Below are 20,156 nucleotides of genomic sequence, written 5' to 3'. Positions count from 1 at the left end.
CTGCGAGCGACTCGTCTCGGGCGGCTGTTCTCAGCCAGCGCATGGGCTGCCCTCCAAGACCCCGGCGCGGATCAGCCATTGTCGTCCTGCTCCTTTTCGCCCAGGCGCCGGTACAGGGTGCGCCGGCCGATGCCGAGCAAGGCTGCAGCGCGGCGCTTGTTGCCCTCGACCCGCTCCAACACGTGCTGAATGTAGCGCAACTCCAGCTCCTCGAGGGTCGGTAGCAAGGGGCCGTCGATCATCAAGCCGAGCAGTTCGTCAGCCTGGCGCTCGGGCGGGTTGTCCTGAAAGTTGCCGATGCGCGCCGGCAGGTGCTCCAGCTCGATACTGCGGCCGTGGCAAAAGGTCACCGCGCGCTCCATGGCGTTCTGCAGCTCGCGTACGTTACCGGGGAAGGGATAGCGCCGGAGCTGCTCCAGCGCGGCGGGAGACAGGCCTCGCACCGGGCGGCCGTCGCGTGCGGCGAAGTGCGCAACGAAACCGGCAGCAAGCAATTCGCGGTCTTCTTCGCGATCACGCAGCGGCGGCACCTGCAGGATGAACGTCTCCAAGCGAAAGAACAGGTCTTCGCGAAAGGACTCCCGCCCGGCGGCGGTCTCCAGCGGCCGGTTACTGGCAGCAATGATGCGCACATCGACGCTCAATTCGCGCTCGCCTCCCACCGGCCGGATGGTGCCCTCCTGCAGCACGCGCAGCAGCTTGGCCTGCAGCGGCAGCGGCATCTCGCCAATCTCGTCGAGAAACAGGGTGCCGCCATCGGCCTGCTGAAACAGCCCCTTGTGGGCGCGGCTGGCTCCGGTGAAAGCACCCGCGGCATGACCAAAGAATTCGCTTTCCAGCAGTTCGGCCGGCAGCCCGGCGCAGTTGATCGCGAGGAACGGGCGCCCGGCCCGCTCGCTTTCGGCGTGCACGGCGCGCGCCACCAGCTCTTTACCTGTGCCACTTTCGCCAATCACCAGCACCGGCCCGGCGGCACGGGCCAATTGGCGGATCTGATCGAACAGCCCGCGCATCACCCGGCTGCGCCCAAGCATGCCGTGAAAGCGGTCGTCACTGAGCAACTGCTGAAAGCGCCGTACCTCATCACGTAAATGTCGCGTTTCCAGGGCGCGCGACACCGCGAGGCCGAGATGATCGAGATCCAGCGGCTTGGTCAGGAACTCATCAGCGCCTTCCTTGAGTGCGGCCACCGCCTGCTGGATGCTGCCGAACGCGGTGATCACCAAAAAAGCCGGGGCGGCCTGCATCGACTTGACCCGTCGCAGCAGCGCCATGCCATCGGCACCCGGCAGGCGCAGATCGCTGACGACCAGATCCGGCTCCCAGCCCTCCAGCAACGGCACCGCCTCCTCGGCACTGGCCACGGCTCTTACGCTGAGTTTGCGATCCTCCAGCTCCTCGACCAGCAGCTGGCGCAGGCCATCATCGTCTTCCACCACTAATACCCGCTGCGGTGTGCTGTCATCCCTTTGCATCGCCATCCTCCTCACCGGCCAGCGCCAACGAAATACGAAATGCCGCACCACCGAGCGAGCTCTCGACCAATTCGATCCGCCCACCGCATTCAGCGACCACGCCGTGAGCCACAGCCAGGCCGAGCCCGCTGCCCTGGCCCACCGGTTTGGTGGTAAAGAACGGCTCGAACAGCGCCGCCTGATGCTGCTCGGCGACCCCAGTACCGTCATCCTCGACCTGGAACAGCAAACAGTCGTCTTCGCGCCACCAGCGCAGCAGCACCTGCCCGCCGGGGCTGGCCTGGGCAGCATTGCGCAGCAGGTTGGTCAGCGCCTGCTCGAAACGCGGCGGATCGACGTCGCAGAACAAGGGTTCGGGCGCTGCCGCCAACTGCAGGGTCACGTTCAGGACGGCCAACTCGTCCGCCACCGCGGCAGCCGATGAATGCGCCAGCACCTCGGCGGGCATGCGTCGAACAGGTCGGCCGGCAGCACGACCAAAGTCGAGGAGCTGGCGAACAATCTCGCTCAGACGCTGAACCTGACTGCGGATCTGTAACAACCCTTTGCGCTGGCCATCGTCCAGCGTCTCACTGCGCAGCACGCGTTGGGCCTTGCCGTCGATCACACTCAAGGGACTGCCCAGCTCATGGGCAACGCCTGCCGCCAGCCGACCCACGGCGGCGAGTTGCTGGGAACGCCGCAAGCGTGCTTCGAGCTCCGCTTCGCGCGCTTTCTGTTCGGCCATGCGCTGCTCGGCATCGGCGATGCTGTCGAGCATCTGATTGAGCGCCTGGCCAAGCACCGCGATTTCCTGCGGCCCACTGCGCGGGGCGCGGTGTTGGCGGTCGCCGTCAGCGACACGGGCCATGCTCTGGGTCAGTTGCTGCAAATGGCGACCAATGGCCGACCAGTGCCCGAGCAAGACGATGCAGACAGCTGCCAGCGCCAGCACCGCCGCCGATATACCGGCGATAAACCTCAGCCTGCGAGTGTCACGCTCGAAGTCGTTCCAGCGGCGGGTCACCTGCAGCAGCCCGTTGATGCGACCCCCGCTCTGCTCCAATGGCAGAAAGTAGGAATACACCTCGCGCCCGCGGATGCGTTGATAGCCTCCGCGGCGTTTGCCGTCGGCAGTGAGTTCCTGAATCGAAGTCTGGTCCTGATCCGGCTCGATGGCGCCGGCGAAGGCCACCAGCTCGCCCTGATCGTCGTAAAGGTAGGCACCGTAGACACGACCAACGCCGAGCACGGACTCCAGCACCTGCTGCGAGGTGCGCTCGTGCTTCTTCTCCAGACTGTCACTCAGCGGCAGCCGAACCGCCCGCGCCACCAGTTCGACTTCTTCCTGCAGACGCCGCTCGCTGTTGCGCTCGACCGTCCACAGCAGCAGATAACTGAAGCCGAGCATGATCGCGACCAGGGGAATCACCACCTTCAACAACAGCGCGCCGCGCAGGGTTGAAGTTCTTTGCCAAACTGCTACATGTGCCATTTTGGCACGATACAGAGCGCGCAAAAACCTGTCGAGGCACAGGAGACCGACGGTTAAAACAGCTATAAATCAATAGCTTATAAATAAAAGCGCGAACTGGCATAGCTGATGCAAAGTCCTGATCGTCTTTCTCAGAACCAGGACCAAGCTCATGACCATGTTCAACTCTCGCGTCGTTTCCGCCAGCCTTCTTGCCCTGCTCATGGCAGCAGGCAGCTCACAGGTGTTGGCCCAGCAGGCCAGCGAGCCGCAGGCCGCACCGGCCATGCAAGCCTCGGACATCAGCGATAAGAAACTGGAGAAATTCGCCGAGTCTCTCGATCAGATCATGGAGATCCGCCAGGACTTCACGGCCAAGCTGGAGAAAACCGGTGACCCGGCCGAAGCCCAACAGCTGCAGCAGCAGGCCAACGAGAAAATGCTGGAGACGGTGCAGAACAATGAGCTGAGCATCGAGGAATACAACGCCATCAACCAGGCAGTGCAGAACAACCCTCAGCTGCGTGACAAGGTCATTTCGATGATTCAGAGCTAAAGCTTGTCAGCGTGACCAGAAGCCCCGCTCATCAGAGCGGGGCTTTTACATGGGCGCTCCACGGGCGTTCAGTTGGCCCGCTGCGCCAGGCCCTTGAGGAAGTTACGCAGCAACTGGTCGCCACAGACCCGGTAGTTGCTGTGCCCGGCCTTGCGGAACAGTGCATTGAGTTCCGGTTTGGATACCGGGAAGTCAACCGACTGGAGGATCGCATGCATGTCGTCTTCCTTCAGTTCGAAGGCGACGCGTAACTTTTTCAGTACCATGTTGTTGGTCACCGGCAGCTCGATAGGCGGCGTCGGCCGGCTTTCGTCCTTGCCGCGCTTGTAAATCACAAGGCCATCGAGGAAGTGCGCCATGATCCGATCGGGACAGGGTTTGAAACCGTCCTCGTCTTCCTTCTTCAGATAGGCCACCGCTTCGCTGTCGGGAATCTCGCAACCCGTAAGCCGAGTGATCTCGGCGATCTTGGCGTCGTTGACGTTGAGGATGTAGCGCACGCTGCGCATCACATCGTTATTGATCATGAGTCGCTCCGACTTCAGAACCTAAACAAGGCCCGCATGGTGAAGTTCGTGAACCAGAAAGGGAAGCGAAAAGCTCGCCAGCCAAATAACTGCCACACCCCGTCGGATCAGGCGAACAGGGCCGGGCTTTGGTCGACAAATATAGAAAGCAGTGAAAAAGCTGCAGCACCTGCGCCTTAAAGCCATTGAGGCTGTGGTTAACACCCGCCGCCGTCAAATATTGCCAGGCCGGAGATGGCGGCGCAGATACCCCAGCCGAGGAGAATCGACATGAAAACAATCACCCCTTCGTTGGCCACCCTGCTGTTTTGCACCAGCGCGCTCGCCATCACCCCCGGCACGCAGTGGGGCTATTCAGGCGAAAAAGGGCCAGAGAACTGGGCGACGCTCACTCCTGAATTCAACACTTGCGCCGGCGAAAATCAGTCGCCTGTCAATTTGCAGGGCTTCGTGGAAGCGGAATTGAAACCCCTGACAGTCGACTACAAGGCCGGCGCCAGCGAGGTCGCTAACAACGGCCATACGGTGCAAGTGGCCTACAAGCCGGGCAGCTCGCTCACGCTGGATGGCGAGACGTTCCAGCTCATCCAGTTTCACTTTCACATGCCCAGTGAAAACCACATCAAAGGCCAGTCCTATCCGCTGGAAGGTCATCTGGTGCATGCCGACGAAAACGGCAAGCTGGCGGTCGTGGCGGTGATGTTCAAGGAAGGCCAGCAGAACGCTGTGCTTGCCGATCTCTGGAACACTCCACCGACAGGCGGTACGAAACAGCCGGTGGCGCAACAGGTGAACATCCGCAACATGCTGCCAGCTGATCTGGATTACTACCGCTTCAACGGCTCGTTGACCACACCGCCCTGCTCGGAAGGGGTTCGCTGGCTGGTACTCAAGCAGCCCATCGTCGCCTCAAGCGCGCAAATCCAAGCCCTGACCGAGGCCGTGGGGCATGCCAACAACCGCCCACTGCAGCCGGTCAACGCCCGGATAATCCTGCAGTAAGCCCGATTGACCGACCGGCCATCGCCTCCGCGGCGGCCGGTGCGTCGCACTCAATCCTCGCTCATGACAGCCTGCCTCACCGCCGCTAAACTGCGCGCCGCGCGAGCCACCCGGTTTCGCCGCGTCGCCACCTCACCTCTGCCGGGGCCACCGGCCAGGACCTGTCATGATTCGCATCAACGAACTGCAACTGCCGCTCGACCATCCCGCCGAGGCCCTTCGCCACGCCATTGTGGCGCGCCTGGGAATCAGCGATACCGAGCTGCTCGACTTCACGGTGTTCAAGCGCAGCTACGACGCGCGCAAGAAGAACAGCGAGATCACCTTCGTCTACATCATCGATGCCAGCGTGGTGGACGAGCCGAAGGTGCTGGCGCGCCTGGCCGATGACCGCAACATTCGCGTCTCGCCGGACACCGGCTACTACCCGGTCGGCCAGGCGCCGGAAGGGCTGAGCGAGCGCCCGCTGGTGATCGGCTTTGGCCCCTGTGGCCTTTTCGCGGCGCTGACCCTGGCGCAGATGGGCTTTCGCCCAATCGTGCTGGAGCGCGGCCGCGATGTGCGCAGCCGAACCAAGGACACCTGGGCGCTGTGGCGCAAGAAGGTGTTGAGCCCTGAGTCCAACGTGCAGTTCGGTGAAGGCGGCGCGGGACTGTTCTCCGACGGCAAGCTCTACAGCCAGATCAAGGACCCGAAGTTCTACGGCCGCAAGGTGATGCACGAGTTCGTCCGCGCCGGCGCGCCGGAAGAGATCATGTTTGTCAGCAAGCCGCACATCGGCACCTTTCGTCTGACCGGCGTGGTTTCAACGATGCGCGAGGAGATCAAGGCGCTCGGCGGCGAGGTACGGTTCGACAGCCGTGTGGTCGATTTCATCATCGAGGACGGGCGCATTCAGGGCGTGCGCATGGCCGATGGCGAAGAGCTGCGTAGCCGCTACGTGGTGCTCGCCCTGGGTCACAGCTCGCGCGACACCTTCCGCATGCTCCACGAACGCGGCGTCTATATCGAGGCCAAGCCCTTCGCCGTGGGCTTTCGCATCGAGCACCCGCAGTCGCTGATCGACAACGCGCGGCTGGGCAAGTACGCCGGCCACCCGGAACTCGGCGCGGCCGACTACAAACTGGTCTACCACGCCAAGAACGGCCGCGCGGTCTACAGCTTTTGCATGTGCCCGGGCGGCACGGTGGTGGCGGCCACCTCCGAGCCCGAGCGTGTGGTAACCAACGGCATGAGCCAGTATTCGCGCAACGAGCGCAACGCCAATGCCGGTATCGTCGTCGGCATCAATCCGGACGAGGATTTCCCTGGCGGCCCGCTGGCCGGCGTCGAATTGCAGGAGCGGCTTGAATCGCGCGCCTTCGAGCTGGGCGGTCGCGATTACTGCGCGCCGGGGCAGTTGGTGGGCGATTTCATTCGAGGCAAGCCGTCGAGCGCATTCGGCGAGGTCGAGCCGTCCTACAAGCCCGGCGTAAAGCTGGGCGACCTGGCGCCCTCGCTGCCCGACTACGTGATCGGGGCCATCCGCGAAGCACTGCCGGCTTTCGGCAAGCAGATCCGCGGCTTCGACCGCGCCGATGCGGTGCTTACCGGCATCGAGACCCGCACCTCTTCGCCGGTGCGGATCAAGCGCGACAACGAGTCCCTGCAGAGCATCAACACCCGTGGTCTGTATCCCGCCGGTGAAGGGGCTGGATACGCCGGGGGCATCCTCTCAGCGGGTGTAGACGGCATCAAGGTTGCCGAAGCGGTCGCCACCGCGATGATGGCCGACCTTCAAGGCTGAACACCGTTCACCACGGACAACGGCGATGCCGTTCGTCCGTGTTCCTCACACTGCTTCCTGGCCATCACACCCTTTCGCTGCCTGCGTTTGCGGCGCTAACCGCTGCACGTCGAGTAACCGCACGGCAAATTGGCAGTGACCTTTTTCGGCCCGTGCGAGGTCGACACCTTTATAAGGCTGCTCCCGATGCAGCTGTCCCTCTCTCATGCGCGAGCGGACCGGATCAGGAGGCAAGGGTGGCGAAGGCAGCAAAAATCATTGGCATCGTGCTGGCGGCCCTGGTGCTGCTGGTAGTGATCGCGGCAGTGCTGGTACAAACCCAGTGGGCCCGCGAAAAGATCGAAGCCCAACTTAGCGAGCGCCTGGATGGGCGCGCCGTTGAAATCGGCAGCCTCGACATCGATTGGGGCTTCCCGCTGGGAATCAGCGTTGGCGATGTGCAGGTCGCCAATCCCGAGTGGGCCGAACACCCCTATATGCTCAAGCTTGAGGCCATGCAGGCAGAAATCGATGTGGGCGCACTGTTGACGGGTGACCTCAGTCTGCAACTGCTGGAGCTCGACAATCCCGAGGTTCATCTCGCACGGCAGCAAGACGGGCGCTCCAACTGGGCCGCCTTGACCGGCAGCGAAAGCGACAGCAGCGAGCCTCCCATCCAACCGGAGACGATCCGCATCCAAAACGGCCAGCTGACCTATCGCGACGCCAAACTGGACGCACAGGTTGCACTCGACATCGAGACGACCGATAACGATCCGAATGAACGCCGGTTGTCTATCGAAGGCTCCGGTACTGTACAAGGCAAGCCACTGACCCTGAGCCTGACGGGCGAGCCCCCGTCCCAGGCATTGGCCAGCGGCGCACCCTATGCGGTATCGCTCGATGCGCAACTGGGCAAGATTCAGGCGAGCTTCAAGGGTGAAGCCAAGCAGCTTCCCTCACTCGACGCCCTGCAGGGCAAACTGACGGTGAGCGCGCCTGACTCAGCCGAACTGATGAGCTTTGAGAGCCCAGCCATCGACGTGCCGGCCTTCCACCTCAACGCCCAGCTCAAGCGTGATGGGCAGCGTTGGGCGTTGCAGGACATGGACCTCAACACGGGCGAAAGCCACCTCACCGGCTCACTCGTCCTGGCGCGTGGCGATACGCCCGAACTGACCGCACAGCTGCAGGGCAACAGACTCGACCTCAATCGTTGGGGCGTGATGCGCTTAATCGAATCGGAACCGAGCGGCACGCAGTCGCAAGCCAACAACGACGAGTCGCCGCAACAACGCGCTCAGAACCTGCTGCAGCCTTTGCGCCGCTATCGCGGTGAGCTCGACCTCAACCTGGAGCAGCTCCTGTATGGCGATGCCGCACTGAGCGACATCGTGCTCAAGGCCACCCTGGCCGAACAGCAGTTGAACATCGAACGCCTGCACGCAGCCCAAGGCGAAGGGGCTGTAGATGCCAGCGGCTCGCTTGATCTGACCAAGAATTCGCTGAGCGGAACGGTCGACCTGACCGTTGAACAGCTGGACTTGGGCCGTGCCCTCGCCCCCTTGGGCTATCCCAGGCTCGGTACGCTAGACGGGGAACTGCACACCCGGCTGGCGCAGAACGCGGCCCGTCTCAGCGACACGCACCTGCGCTATGAAAACCCGACACGCGATCTGCGGGTCGAGGCCGACGCGACTTCCACCGACGCCGGCCTGCAACTGACGGGCGATGCCTGGCGCAACGACGTACCGTTGCAGTTCGAGATCGATGTCGGCGCGCTGGAGAAGCTGTTCGTTGATGAACCCTACCCCGTCGAAGGCTCGGTCACCTCGCGCGAAAGCCAACTGACGGTGAAGGGCACGGTTACCGACCCCTTGCAGCTGGAGGCGGCGGACCTTGCGATCTCGCTTGAGGGGCCGAACCCGGCCAACCTCAACCCTCTGACCGGATGGAGCCTGCCGTCGCTGACCGGTTACCAGCTGAACGGTCAGCTACTGTGGGAAGACCAGCAACTGCGGCTGCAGGATCTGCGCGCCAACTGGGGCGATAGCGACGTGAGCGGCGACCTTCGCCTTAGCCTTCGTGGCCGCCCGATGCTTTGGGCCAACCTGCACTCGGACACGCTTGAGACCTCGGATCTGAAGGCGCCCGGTACGCCGACCGACCCGAATGACGGCCAGGTATTTTCCAGCGAGCCGCTGGGACTGGATGCCCTTCGCGACCGCGATGCCATTATTCGCTACGAGGCCGACCAGGTACTGGCAGAAGCAATTCCGTTGAATGCGGTCGACTTCAAAGCCGAACTGGACAACGGTGTCTTGGTCGCCGAACCCCTGACCCTCTCGATAGGCAAAGGGAAAGCCAATGGCCGGCTGCGACTGGACGTTCGCCCGCAGCAACCCACGGGCGAGCTGCGTCTGGATATCACCAGCGTCAACCTCTCCCCGATTCTGCGCGAGGCCGACCTGTCCAAGGTCGCACAAGACTCCGCAGGCACCATCGGTGGGCAGCTGGACGTCACGCTCGAGGGGCAGTCGCTGGGCGAGATGGCAGCCAACCTCGACGGCAAACTGGAGCTCGCCATGTCCGGAGGCAAGCTCGACATGCTGGCGGTGGAGTTGCTTGGCCTGGATGCAGGCGAAGCGGCACTCGCTGCCCTAGCCAATGCGGATCAGGTGGAGATGAACTGCACCTACCTGCGCTTCGACTCGACTGCCGGCACCGCGAACCTGGAGCAATTCTTTATCAGCACAGCCGACAGCAACATCACCGGCGGCGGCACCATCAAGCTCGACAGTGAACGGCTGGACCTTGCGTTCGAAGCTCGCGCCAAGGACTTCAGCCTGCTGTCCGGCAACTCACCCGTAGAACTGCAGGGCACGCTCAGCGATCCGCAGGTCAGCGTTGTGACCGGCGAGCTAGCCGCCCGTGCCATTGCCAGTGTGGTCGGCGCACTGGTCGCGCCACCGTTGGCCATCTTGCCGTGGCTGGAAGCGGGCCTCGGCGAGGGCTCCGGCATTGGCTGTCGCAAGGCGCTCAGTGAATTCGAGCAGAGCGGTAACTGAATCCGCCAGACGACAGGTAGCGGCGGTCAATGCGAACCGCCCATGAGGCGAGCGAGCGTACCGTCTGCCTGCAGCGTTTCGAACGCGGCCTGCGTGCGCAGGACGGTGGCATCGTCGGTTTGAAGACTGAACGCCATATACAGCTGTGTCGAATCTCCGAGGGTGAGGGTGCGCTCTACCTCGTTCGGGTCCAGGCCGGCCTCTTTGCATTGCGCAAGCATGTCTTGCTCGGGCATCGGCACCAGATCAACCTGACCATTGAGCAGCCGTTTGAAATTGTCGCTGTTGTGCGCCGTCACCACGATCTTCTTGAAACCGTTGGCCTGCAGATACTGATGGCGCACATCGTCGCGCAGCACACCGACCCGATAGGCTTTCGCCGCTTCCAGGTCGGGCACCTCGATATCGTCTCGCTCGCGTAATCTGTAGAAGTGATAGTCGATGCGCATGATCTCCCCCACCCAGCGGAACAACGCCTCGCGCTCCGAGGTGCGCGCGATGAGGTAGATCAGTACGCCGGGCTCCTGCAGCGCCATGTCGTAGGCACGCGCCCAGGGATACAGGCCGATCTGGTAGTCATCCAGCCCTGCCCGCTGCAAGGTTGCTTCGACCACTTCGGTGGCCGGGCCGCTGACCTTGCCCGCTTGCAGGTAGCTGTAGGCCGTCTCCTCGGTCACCACCCGCAATGGCCCGGCATGTGCCACCGCGCCAAGTAACCCCAGGGAAACAGCGATCCAGGCAATCGGGCGCATCATGCGGTCCTCGCGATCATCAGTCGGAAATACGGTTGCGGCCCTGCGTCTTGGCTCGGTAGAGAGCCTCGTCGGCGCGGCGCAGCAATTGTTCGAATTGGTCCATGCTGTCCGCGTCGAAGCCGGCGAGGCCAATACTCAGCGTGACCTGGGGCGAAACGGCCGAGGCTGCATGCGGCAGCGCCCGCTCGGCCAGCCGTTGCTGCAGTCGCACAGCTGAACGATACGCGGACTCGGCATCCACGCCGGGCAACAGTACGACGAATTCCTCACCGCCGAGCCGTGCGACCAGCTCGCCGGCACGGGCAAATACGTACTTGAGCGTATCGGCTACCCATTGCAAGCACTGGTCGCCCTGCGCATGGCCGTAGTGGTCGTTGTAACGTTTGAAGAAATCCACATCGCACATCAGCACGGTCAGCGGTTGCGCAAGACGCATTGCGCGGCGGAATTCGACTTCCTTGATTTCGTCGAAATGCCGGCGATTGGCCAAGCCGGTCAGCGGATCGCTACGTGAGAGTTCTTCCAGCAACACGTTGGCAGTCCGCAATTCAGCAGTACGTTCCTCGACCAGTTCGGCGAGGCGGTCGCGGTGCGCGGCCAGTGCCAGCTCGTCCTGATGCTGCCGTTCGAGGTAAGCCGACAGTTTTAGCTGGACACTGTTGATGCCCGCCTCCAGCAGGCTCAGCTCATCCTGGCGTTTTACCGACCGATCGAGGCGCAGGGTCTGGTCGAGATTTTCCGGACTCAGGCGGGTTAGGTGCTGGGCGATCCGACGCACGTGCAGCGTGACCGTGCTGTTGAACATCCACATGATCAACCCGGCCAGCAGAAGCGACTGGATGACCTGGGTGATGATGATATTGGTCACGTCGTCAACGAGCCGTTTCCACAGCAGCCCTTCGTCGCCTTCGAGCCTGAGCTCGCCCACCGTCTCGCGGGCCCCGGCGTAGGCTTCGTAGGTGAGACGACGCTGCAGCACCGGCGCGCGGTGCTGAGGCTGCTGCTGCGGGCGTTGGCGTTGGATGACTTCCGGTGCGCGACCGGCGCGGAAGATCCGCAGTTCGACGCGGCCAACCGGCTCAGCCATGGCCACGCTATCCAGCTGCGTTTCCAGTGCATCGCTGTCCATTTCCCAGATCGCTTTGGCCAGATTGCTCTGGAATACCTGGTCGATCAGCACCAACTCGGCATTCATGGCCGAGCGGCCATCCTCCCAGGCCAGCCAGGTCCGCAAACCCACAGTCGCGGCGGTAAACAACAGGCAGAAGCCGAGCGTCGCCAGCACCAGCCGACGCCCGAGCGAGCTGCTGGGCCGCTGCGCGCTCGCTGAGGTAGCGGGGGCCGATGTATTGACGTTCATTTCAGCCATCGGGCAGCGATGGCGTCATAGCGTCCATCGGCACGGACACGGTCGAGCGCTTGGCGAAAGCGCTCGACCACCTCATCTGGCGTGTTGCGGCTGAAGGCCATGCACAAGCCGTTCGCGCCGCCGAGGTCGTCCAGATTCAGTTGAGGGACAGTCGTATCGTCAGGGCTGCCACTGGCCTGACGGACCAGATAGTGAGCATTCAGCTCGTTGGAGATCCACAAGTCTACTCGCCCGGCCTTGAGCTTTTCGTAGTTGTGCTCGTACTTGTTGCTCGACTGCAGGTTGCGGCCGATGGCGAATCCCTTATCGATCAGATACTGCTCACCGACATCTTCTTTCACGGTGGCGATCTGGTACTGGCGGGCGTCGTCGAGGCTCTTGAGGTTGAACTCGGTGCCAGGCAGCGAGAACAGAAACCAGCGCGTCGGCGCGATCACGCCCACCCACTTGAACAGATTCTCGCGCTGTGGGTGCGGGCAATGGAATAGATAAGCACATTCTCCGAGTTCAGCGCGATGTCGTACGCGCGTGCCCACGGCATCGACTGGATGCGCGCAGCCTCCCCCACTTCGTCCAGAACAGCCTGAACCACCTCGGTCCCCATACCGGTGAGCTTGCCGTCGACCGTCATGTTATAGGGTGGCAGCTCCTCCGTGACGACCGTGACACCGTGTGCACAGGCGGCCTGGACGCCAAATAGCGATCCGACTAGCCACGAGGCTAGTGTCAGGCGGCGGAGCGAAGTTCGAAGCATCGGGCGACCTCCCGGACGACTGACGTCCGGCGAGCAACAGGAGAGAGCCATCATAATGGCATCATTCAAACGGCAGCTGAGCACTCTTTAGTCGGCACAAGCGGGGCTGACTTGAACGCAGGGACGTCTCTACTTCAAGCCCGGTGACGGGCGGGAGGTGTGATTGTTCGAACGATCTGGAAAGAGCGCCCCGAGGGGCTTTTCTACACAACTTCATGGACTGCTCGGCCAGTCGCCTTTGCTTACCGCAATGTATGCTGTACCGACGTCACGAAGGTCGGCATCCAGGCTCATCCGTCGTCGCAACGGAGTGGCAACTCCGCTCAGCACTCAAACCCGCGAACGCACCTGCCGCGGACTGATGCCGAACTGCCGCTTGAAGGCTGTGGCAAAGTTGGCTGGGCTGTTGTAACCGGCGCGCCAGGCCGCTTCAGTGACGGTTGCGCCTTCTCGCTCCAGTGCCTCGCGTGCGCTATTCAGACGCCGCCCGCGCTGGTATTCGAATACCGTCATGCCCTTGAGCGAACGGAACTGGCGCTGCAACGTCGTCGCGTTGACACCCGTTTCGCGTGCAATGTGATCAAGGCTCCAACTGTCGGCTTCGCCGCTATCAAGCATCTCGACGAGGCGCTGCAGCCGGCGGTATTCCTGGGGCCTCAAACCGGGTTCTACCGGGGTCGCGGCCTCGCCAAGGCTGGCAAGTGCTTCGCAGGCAATGTCCAGCGCCCGGCTTTCCAGGTACAGGCTGGCAAGCAAGGCGTCGTAACCGGGTGGGTTGAGCATCTGGTCAGCCAATGTCAGCAGGCGCGACGAGGGTTTCCAGAGACGAGGCGTCAGGTGACTGCCCATGAAGCGTCGAATTGCGCCGTCTGTCGCACCCACGCCTTCGCCACGACCTTCAAACCAGTCGGGCGTCAGGCTCACCACCAACTTCCGAATATGACTACCACGGCGTGCCTGACGGCGGAACTGCACCGGCTCGTTCATCGAGACTGCGACGCCATCGGGCATGCGCCGGCTTGAAGGATGACCGAGCGTCAGCGACAAGTCGCCATAGCTGACCTGACTCTGCCCCTGAAGAAAGAGCACAAAGGACACTCGCGGGCCCACGGTGTTTTCGGTAACAAAGTCCTGTAGCTCCTCGCAATCGGACCAGTGCAGCGAAAGACCGTCACGCAGCTGTGCCCATTTCACCCGGCCATAGAACAGGCGGTCATCTCCGCCGTCAGGCAAGTGCAGGCCCGTCCGGCTAGTCGCCGGCAGCTCGTCGCCACGGATGATGTGATCGGGTTGGTTCATGGAGCGCTGCTCCTCGCACGCGATTGCAAAGCAAATACTCGGCCGCGCAAAGGTTCGCGACCCGGACGCGTGGCAGACTACGCCCCGACATCTTTTGATGCAAATCGTTATCATTAAGCGCCGCGAATCTTTGCCATTTACGCAATGCCCGCGACAGGAGCCGACCCATGGACAGAACCCCTCGCACCCTCAGCCTCGGACAACGTTCGCGGCGCCTGCTGCTGGCCGGCTTGCTTGCGCCTTTCCCGTTAAGCGCGCTGGCGCAAAGCGTTTCCGTGCAGAACGAGCCGGTCGAATTGGAAAGCATCACGGTCGAGGGCAACCGCCTGTACGACATGCCGTCGTCGGAGCAGACCGGCGGCTACACGGTGCAAGCGGCGACGGTGGGGACCAAGACGCCGGCCGAGCTGCGCGATATCCCGCAGTCGATCACGGTCTACACCGACGATTACATCAGGGACCGCCAGTTCGTGAACCTCGACGACCTGGCCAAGTACACTGCGGGCCTACGCACCCTGACCAACGACAGCGGTCGCTCATCGATCTATGCCCGCGGCTATGAGTACGATGAATTCAATATCGACGGTCTCCCTGCACCCATGGCCAGCATCCACGGCACGGTTCCGTCGCTTTCGCCGTTCGACCGGGTCGAGATCATGCGCGGCCCTTCGGGCCTGTTCAGCAGTACCAGCGAAATGGGCGGCGTCGTCAACATGGTACGCAAGCGCCCAACCAGCGAGTTCCAGGGCAGCCTGACTGGCCGCTACGGCAGTTGGGACCAGAACTATCTGGAAGCCGACCTCTCCGGTCCGCTCGATGAAGCCGGTCACATACGCGGACGCGCAGTCATTTCGCGCGCCGACAGCAATGGCGAGGTGGACTACAACGAGAACACCAGCGAAAGCTTTTACGGCGCGCTGGACATTGACCTGAGCGACACAACCTCGCTTTCGCTAGGACTGATTCACCAATCCAAGAACATCGCTCCCCATAACGGCTACCCAACCAATGCGGCTGGAAATTTACTGGACTGGAGCCACTCGACCTACCTGGGCGCCGACTGGAACGACTTCAACGGTCGCACCACCGATGCTATCGCCGAGCTGACTCACCGTTTCGATACTGGCGGCTATGGCCGACTGGCCGTGCGGGCCTCCACGCGTGACACAGACTATCTGTACGCCTATACCGGCAGCGCTGTAGCAGCCAATGGCAACACGCGAATGGTCGCCGCCGGGCGTGATTTTCAGCAAGACGCACTGGCCGTCGATGCCAGCTACAGCCAGCCGTTCGAGCTGCTGGGGCAGGTCAGCGAGTTCGTGGTCGGCAGCGATTTCAAACGCTACGACAGTGACTATCGCAACGGCAGTGCTGTCCTCGGCACGGTCAATATTTTTGGCTATCAGCCCACGCGCTTTGCCAAACCGGACCTGAGCTATTCAACACGCGTTAGTAGCGACGATCAGGAAGCCGGTCTCTACGCCAAGCTGACGTTCCGCCCGATCGAAAGGTTGGCGCTCATCGGTGGTGCCCGTGTCAGCTGGTATGAAGGTGACGCGACCTCAACGAACCTTAAAACAGGCGTCGAGGCCTCGGATGAGCAGCATGAAAACGGTCACGTCACGCCTTACGGCGGCGTGGTCTTCGACCTCGACGATCGGCACTCGCTGTATGCCAGCTATTCGCAGGTCTTCAAGCCTCAGTCCGAGACCGACGCTAACGGCCAGCTCATCGAGCCACGCGAAGGCGAACAATACGAAGTTGGCGTCAAGGGCAGCTATTACGGTAGCGACCTGAACGCCCGAATCACGGCCTTTCAACTGACCGACGAGAACCGCGCCACCGATGCCGACGGATTGTCCGGCACGGCCGATTACGCAGCGGCCGGGAAGGCGCGTATCCGCGGTGGTGAATTTGAGGTCAGCGGCTACCTCACGCCTCAGTGGGAGCTGATTGCAGGCTACACCTACATGGAGACTGACAACCTGGCGGGTGACGATAACGTCTTGTTCGTGCTCATGCCTACGCACCAGGCCTCTTTGTGGAGCAAGTACACCCTCGCGGACGGAGCGTTGCGTGGGCTGGCGCTGGGCGCAGGCATCAGCGCCATGAGCGACTTTTCTTACGAGCGCCAAGGGATCACCGTCAGCGCACCGGGGTATGCCGTGGTCGATGCCAAGGTGTCGTTCCCCATCACTGAGCAGCTCACGGCCACGCTCGACGTAAACAACCTGCTCGACCGCGACTACGTGTCGCGCGTTGGCAGCACCTCAACCTTTAATTTCCAAGGCCCGTCGCGCAATTTCACCATCGGTGCGCGCTACGAGTTCTGATCCCCTCGCCGCCGGCCGGGGTCGGCGGCACTTAAAGGAGACATTCATGCCCAGATTTCACGCACGCGTCGTAACGCCACGCGCATCACGCAACATGAACCGCCTGTTCAAGCATTTTGCCCACAAAGGCGAAGTCCGAATCGACGAGCAACAAGCGGAGGTCGTATTCGGCTTTGGCGAGTGCCGTATGTTTGCCGGAACAGAGCAGCTGTTGATCGACTGCCAGGCAGAAGCCGGCGAATCCGAAAAACGCCTGCGCTTTGTGATCGCGGACCATCTCACCCGTTTTTCCGGTGACGAGGCATTGCAGGTCGAATGGCAGGAAGGCCCGCTACCAGACGCATCAGGCGAGCAGCCTGCATGAATGCGTCGATGGCGCTGCTGATCGCGAGTCTAGGGCTCACCATTGCCTCGGCCCAAACCGCCAAGGCGGATGAATGGACATCGGTAGTGCTGCCACAGACGGAACAGCGCGACATCCATTCGCACAACACGGGCGACGACTACAGGATCTTCATTTCCCAGCCGCAGCAGCCGGCGCCACCGGGTGGCTATCCAGTGCTGTACGTGCTTGATGGCAATGCTTTATTTCCAATGCTGGCAGTGCAAGCCAACGCGCGTGAAAGCCGCCCGGATCCCGCAACACGCGCCTCGGTGGTAGTGGTGGGTATAGGCTATCCCGGCGACGCGCTGTATGACGTCGACAGACGAGCCAGAGACTACACCCCCCCAGCCAAAGCGGCGAAACATGACAGGGAAGATGCTCGCTACGGTGGAGCCGACCAGTTTCTGGCATTCGTGCGAACCGAGCTGAAACCTCTGATCGAAGCCCGATATCCGATTAACCCTCACCGACAGACGCTATTCGGGCACTCACACGGTGGGCTTCTCACGCTGTATGCGCTGATGACACAGCCTGACGCCTTTCAGAACTACCTGGCGGCCAGCCCTTCGATCTGGTGGAACGATGGTCAGCTGCTCGAACAAAGCTTTGAAGTGCTTTCAGCTTCATCCCCACACCTGAAGCAGCTATCGCTGACCGTGGGCGGTAATGAGGAGCCCGAGATCGGCACTGCTCCTACATCGGAGCGTGAGCGACACCTGACCGAGCGCCGAATGCGCAGCAACGTGCAGGCGTTGTACGAGCGCCTGAAGCCGCTGGAGCGCCAAGGCCTTAAGCGCATCCTTATCATTTATCCCAACGCCGGTCACAGCGAGAACGCTACGCTTACGGCAGCAGGCGCGATCAGTTTCGCACTGCAGCCTGAGGTGCCCACGCGCTAAGCGCGATTAGCGAACCTGGAAGCGCTGCTCGGCAAGCTTTCGATCACCCTGAAAGACTATGAAATGCCACTCACCTGGCACCAGTTCGTGTGATTCAGTGAATTCGAATGCCATGACGTCCTGCGTTGCGTCCGGCACAAGCTTTTGTACGACTTCGTAGCGATCGTGCCGCTGACCACTCGGATCGATGACGCCAGGGGTGAGGTATAGCAAAGTCAGCGGCGTGTCGTCGGCATGCTTGCCCTCAAGCCGATAGCGCAGACCGAACTTGGTACCAATCTTCAGGGGAACCTGCTCAGTCTTAGTTATGCGTTGCTCTCCAGTAAAGAGAACGCGCTCACCGGGCTGCTGGTTCTGATATCGGCTTTCAAACACACCCACTTCAATCGGGCCGGTTACGTGCACATCTGCATGTGCTAAGCCGGTTAATAACATCGCGAACAGCAGCGGACGACCTATGGGCATTACGAGTTTCCTGGCAGCAAATGAGCACAGCCTATGACCATGGCGTGACAACCTCGTGACAGCCAACTTCGGCGAGATGACTAAAGCTTGGGTCGAAAGGTCCTAGAACTTGGCATTAACGGCGCAAACTCGTTCGGCTGCTGTGGGTCCCATGCGGTGATAGGGTCGCAACCCTTGATAACTAAAGAAGGAGAAACCATGCGCGCATTGTTTACAGCCGTGTTACTGGCGTTGCCGATGGCCTTTAGCTCAGCGTCCTTTGCCGCCGAGTCCCCTGTTGGATGCTGGCAGACCATTGATGATGACACAGGCAAACCTAAATCTATCGTCGAGATTCGGCAGACCGGTGGCGGTTTGCTAAGCGGCGAAGTCGCGGAGATTCTCCAGTCCGAGCATGGCGCCAACCCGGTCTGTAGCGCCTGCGAAGGTGAGCGAAAAGATCAGCCAATTACAGGCATGACGATCTTATGGGGCCTGAAACCGGACGGTGAGAACGTTTGGAGCGGCGGGACTATTCTGGACCCCGCCAAAGGCAAAACCTATAGCGCTAAGGTCACGCTGCTTCAAGGCGGAGAAAAACTTGAGATGCGTGGCTATATTGGCATCGAAGCCTTGGGACGCACCCAGACCTGGATTCGACAATAGCGACTAACAAACGCCCGGCAGTGCGCTGCACGGCATAGCTAATCCGCTGTCACATTTGCTATGCCTTAATTTCCTCTCGTGTCCCTGAATAAGAACCAGCTGCCGCTGTATCGTGCCTTGTGCACCATATGCCTGCTCTGCATTGGTCCAGTGACCATCGCAGCCGAGAACCTTGACGCAATCGCCAATCAAGCTGAACGCCTGGAGCAACTTGAGACGTTAATAGGGGCCCGGCATGGCAAGGTACTTGCCGAACGGGGATACCGCGGCCACAAAACGAGCTCTCCGACCAACATAAGGTCGGCTTCCAAGACGATACTCTCAGCCTTGGTTGGGATTGCCATCGAAAGAGATGTTCTTATAGGGACTGAACAGCCGATCGCTGATCTGATTGGAAGTGATTTCCCAGCGAAGCCGGATCCTCGACTCCAGCAGGTCACCGTAGGCAATCTCTTATCAATGCAGGCCGGCCTAGGTTCAACCTCAGGGGCTAACTATGGGGCTTGGGTAGCCAGTCCGAACTGGGTACGTGCAGCACTGGCGCGACCTTTTGAAGAAGAGCCTGGTGAGGCAATGGTTTACTCCACCGGATCAAGCCACCTACTCTCAGCAATACTCACCCGCAGCACCGGCAAATCCACGCTCCAGCTTGCGCGCGAGTGGCTGGCACCGCTCGACGGCTTTGATATCAGCGCTTGGACTCGCGACCCGCAAGGCATCTACCTGGGCGGTAACGAGATGGCGATGACCCCTCGCTCGCGTTGGCTTTTGCCGAGTTATATCGACGCGGAGGCATAACAGCATCTGAGGATAGGCTGCTGTCCAAGGACTGGATCGAAGCGCCCTGGACGCCCAGCACCCACTCGCGGTACACCGGTCATGGCTATGGTTATGGCTGGTTCATTACCAAGTTGAGCGGCGAAGATATCCGTTACGGCTGGGGCTTCGGCGGGCAGATGCTTTACGTGGTTCCGGGGCTCGATATGTCCGTCGTTATGACTTCTGATACACAACCTTCCGGTGGAGCCTCAGGCCACCGCGACGCCCTCCATCAGCTTCTCGGTGACATCATTGAGGCGGTGCGCTCCGACAGTTAGAGCGCCAGAAAACGGAAGCGTCGAGGTAGCTACAGCGCAACCAACGCCGTTCAACATAACTGTAAAGGCACTTGCCAACAGGGCTTTGGTTGCTATGAGCGGGCCTTTGCAAGCGGCTCAGAGCATTTAGGTCAGTCCCTTTAACTAGCTCAACTTAAACTGTGCGCCAGCTGGACGCAGAGTTTGCGGGCGCCATGCTCAACGCAGAAGAGACGTCATTTTTTCTTGCATTCAAAGACAAACCCCCGATCCTCTTACGAAGATCGGGGGTTTGGTGTAGAAGCTTGACGATGACCTACTCTCACATGG

Annotated in this window: 16 protein-coding genes and 1 pseudogene; 9 read left to right on the top strand and 8 right to left on the bottom strand. The window is 61.4% G+C overall.

Annotation, left to right across the window (positions count from 1 at the left end; all coding sequences use genetic code 11):
• Positions 1 to 71: 71 nt before the first annotated feature.
• Complete coding sequence (locus tag AAGW23_RS19115; RefSeq protein WP_342407878.1) at positions 72 to 1,475, bottom strand: sigma-54 dependent transcriptional regulator; 1,404 nt, start codon at positions 1,473 to 1,475, stop codon at positions 72 to 74.
• Complete coding sequence (locus AAGW23_RS19110) at positions 1,462 to 2,949, bottom strand: ATP-binding protein (RefSeq protein ID WP_342407877.1); 1,488 nt, start codon at positions 2,947 to 2,949, stop codon at positions 1,462 to 1,464. Before AAGW23_RS19110 ends, AAGW23_RS19115 begins: the two co-directional genes overlap by 14 nt.
• 151 nt (positions 2,950 to 3,100) lie before the next feature.
• On the opposite strand from AAGW23_RS19110, the gene AAGW23_RS19105 reads away from it, so the two are divergent.
• A complete protein-coding gene (locus AAGW23_RS19105; protein ID WP_342407876.1) occupies positions 3,101 to 3,484 on the top strand; it encodes a DUF4168 domain-containing protein in 384 nt (127 codons plus the stop codon).
• Between the two features lie 68 nt (positions 3,485 to 3,552).
• Here AAGW23_RS19105 and AAGW23_RS19100 read toward each other — a convergent pair whose 3' ends face one another.
• A complete protein-coding gene (locus tag AAGW23_RS19100) occupies positions 3,553 to 4,011 on the bottom strand; it encodes a DUF1456 family protein (RefSeq protein ID WP_148923984.1) in 459 nt (152 codons plus the stop codon).
• 270 nt (positions 4,012 to 4,281) lie between these two features.
• Between AAGW23_RS19100 and AAGW23_RS19095 the strand changes: the two genes are divergently transcribed.
• The 3 genes from AAGW23_RS19095 to AAGW23_RS19085 all read left to right on the top strand — a co-directional run bounded on the left by AAGW23_RS19095 (position 4,282) and on the right by AAGW23_RS19085 (position 9,846).
• Complete coding sequence (locus tag AAGW23_RS19095) at positions 4,282 to 5,013, top strand: carbonic anhydrase family protein (protein ID WP_342407875.1); 732 nt, start codon at positions 4,282 to 4,284, stop codon at positions 5,011 to 5,013.
• Between the two features lie 166 nt (positions 5,014 to 5,179).
• Positions 5,180 to 6,799 (top strand): NAD(P)/FAD-dependent oxidoreductase, encoded by a 1,620-nt coding sequence (locus AAGW23_RS19090; protein WP_342407874.1) that lies wholly within the window; start codon positions 5,180 to 5,182, stop codon positions 6,797 to 6,799.
• Between the two features lie 236 nt (positions 6,800 to 7,035).
• Entirely contained in the window at positions 7,036 to 9,846 is a 2,811-nt protein-coding gene (locus AAGW23_RS19085; RefSeq protein WP_342407873.1) for an AsmA family protein, read from the top strand.
• 26 nt (positions 9,847 to 9,872) lie between these two features.
• Here AAGW23_RS19085 and AAGW23_RS19080 read toward each other — a convergent pair whose 3' ends face one another.
• The 4 genes and pseudogenes from AAGW23_RS19080 to AAGW23_RS19065 form a co-directional block, all read right to left on the bottom strand.
• Entirely contained in the window at positions 9,873 to 10,601 is a 729-nt protein-coding gene (locus AAGW23_RS19080) for a transporter substrate-binding domain-containing protein (protein ID WP_342407872.1), read from the bottom strand.
• 16 nt (positions 10,602 to 10,617) lie between these two features.
• Positions 10,618 to 11,961 carry a diguanylate cyclase gene (locus AAGW23_RS19075; protein ID WP_342407871.1) on the bottom strand — a complete coding sequence of 448 codons (1,344 nt, stop codon included), beginning with the start codon at positions 11,959 to 11,961 and terminating at the stop codon, positions 10,618 to 10,620.
• Positions 11,958 to 12,724, bottom strand: a pseudogene (locus AAGW23_RS19070) (substrate-binding periplasmic protein). The gene AAGW23_RS19075 and the pseudogene AAGW23_RS19070 overlap by 4 nt, the downstream one beginning before the upstream one ends.
• Before the next feature lie 330 nt (positions 12,725 to 13,054).
• Positions 13,055 to 14,023: an AraC family transcriptional regulator gene (locus AAGW23_RS19065; RefSeq protein ID WP_342407870.1), complete on the bottom strand. Its 969-nt coding sequence runs from the start codon at positions 14,021 to 14,023 to the stop codon at positions 13,055 to 13,057.
• 167 nt (positions 14,024 to 14,190) lie between these two features.
• Here AAGW23_RS19065 and AAGW23_RS19060 point away from each other — a divergent pair, with 167 nt between their 5' ends.
• The 3 genes from AAGW23_RS19060 to AAGW23_RS19050 are packed head-to-tail and all read left to right on the top strand — an operon-like array spanning position 14,191 to position 17,640.
• A complete protein-coding gene (locus tag AAGW23_RS19060; protein ID WP_342407869.1) occupies positions 14,191 to 16,356 on the top strand; it encodes a TonB-dependent siderophore receptor in 2,166 nt (721 codons plus the stop codon).
• Between the two features lie 46 nt (positions 16,357 to 16,402).
• On the top strand, positions 16,403 to 16,720 hold the full coding sequence (locus AAGW23_RS19055) for a DUF2218 domain-containing protein (protein WP_342407868.1): 318 nt from the start codon (positions 16,403 to 16,405) through the stop codon (positions 16,718 to 16,720).
• A complete protein-coding gene (locus AAGW23_RS19050; RefSeq protein WP_342407867.1) occupies positions 16,717 to 17,640 on the top strand; it encodes an alpha/beta hydrolase in 924 nt (307 codons plus the stop codon). Before AAGW23_RS19055 ends, AAGW23_RS19050 begins: the two co-directional genes overlap by 4 nt.
• A gap of 6 nt (positions 17,641 to 17,646) precedes the next feature.
• On the opposite strand, the gene AAGW23_RS19045 is transcribed toward AAGW23_RS19050, so the two are convergent.
• The gene (locus AAGW23_RS19045) at positions 17,647 to 18,105 is read right to left on the bottom strand and encodes a DUF3859 domain-containing protein (protein ID WP_342407866.1); all 459 of its coding nucleotides are present in this window, start codon (positions 18,103 to 18,105) and stop codon (positions 17,647 to 17,649) included.
• Between the two features lie 198 nt (positions 18,106 to 18,303).
• Here AAGW23_RS19045 and AAGW23_RS19040 point away from each other — a divergent pair, with 198 nt between their 5' ends.
• Entirely contained in the window at positions 18,304 to 18,750 is a 447-nt protein-coding gene (locus AAGW23_RS19040; RefSeq protein WP_342407865.1) for a DUF2147 domain-containing protein, read from the top strand.
• Positions 18,751 to 18,900: 150 nt separating this feature from the next.
• Positions 18,901 to 19,548 carry a serine hydrolase domain-containing protein gene (locus tag AAGW23_RS19035; protein ID WP_342407864.1) on the top strand — a complete coding sequence of 216 codons (648 nt, stop codon included), beginning with the start codon at positions 18,901 to 18,903 and terminating at the stop codon, positions 19,546 to 19,548.
• Positions 19,549 to 20,156: the final 608 nt, after the last annotated feature.

Origin of the sequence: Stutzerimonas chloritidismutans, assembly GCF_038562055.1 — a bacterium.
GTDB lineage: Bacteria > Pseudomonadota > Gammaproteobacteria > Pseudomonadales > Pseudomonadaceae > Stutzerimonas > Stutzerimonas chloritidismutans_A.
This window is presented reverse-complemented; position numbering and strand designations above follow the sequence as displayed.

Coding starts and splice junctions, on each gene's coding strand:
- AAGW23_RS19040 (WP_342407865.1), top strand. CDS start 18,304: ATGCGCGCATTGTTTACAGCCGTGTTACTGGCGTTGCCGATGGCCTTT.
- AAGW23_RS19065 (WP_342407870.1), bottom strand. CDS start 14,023: ATGAACCAACCCGATCACATCATCCGTGGCGACGAGCTGCCGGCGACT.
- AAGW23_RS19075 (WP_342407871.1), bottom strand. CDS start 11,961: ATGAACGTCAATACATCGGCCCCCGCTACCTCAGCGAGCGCGCAGCGG.
- AAGW23_RS19055 (WP_342407868.1), top strand. CDS start 16,403: ATGCCCAGATTTCACGCACGCGTCGTAACGCCACGCGCATCACGCAAC.
- AAGW23_RS19105 (WP_342407876.1), top strand. CDS start 3,101: ATGACCATGTTCAACTCTCGCGTCGTTTCCGCCAGCCTTCTTGCCCTG.
- AAGW23_RS19115 (WP_342407878.1), bottom strand. CDS start 1,475: ATGCAAAGGGATGACAGCACACCGCAGCGGGTATTAGTGGTGGAAGAC.
- AAGW23_RS19110 (WP_342407877.1), bottom strand. CDS start 2,949: ATGGCACATGTAGCAGTTTGGCAAAGAACTTCAACCCTGCGCGGCGCG.
- AAGW23_RS19045 (WP_342407866.1), bottom strand. CDS start 18,105: ATGCCCATAGGTCGTCCGCTGCTGTTCGCGATGTTATTAACCGGCTTA.
- AAGW23_RS19090 (WP_342407874.1), top strand. CDS start 5,180: ATGATTCGCATCAACGAACTGCAACTGCCGCTCGACCATCCCGCCGAG.
- AAGW23_RS19095 (WP_342407875.1), top strand. CDS start 4,282: ATGAAAACAATCACCCCTTCGTTGGCCACCCTGCTGTTTTGCACCAGC.
- AAGW23_RS19080 (WP_342407872.1), bottom strand. CDS start 10,601: ATGATGCGCCCGATTGCCTGGATCGCTGTTTCCCTGGGGTTACTTGGC.
- AAGW23_RS19050 (WP_342407867.1), top strand. CDS start 16,717: ATGAATGCGTCGATGGCGCTGCTGATCGCGAGTCTAGGGCTCACCATT.
- AAGW23_RS19060 (WP_342407869.1), top strand. CDS start 14,191: ATGGACAGAACCCCTCGCACCCTCAGCCTCGGACAACGTTCGCGGCGC.
- AAGW23_RS19100 (WP_148923984.1), bottom strand. CDS start 4,011: ATGATCAATAACGATGTGATGCGCAGCGTGCGCTACATCCTCAACGTC.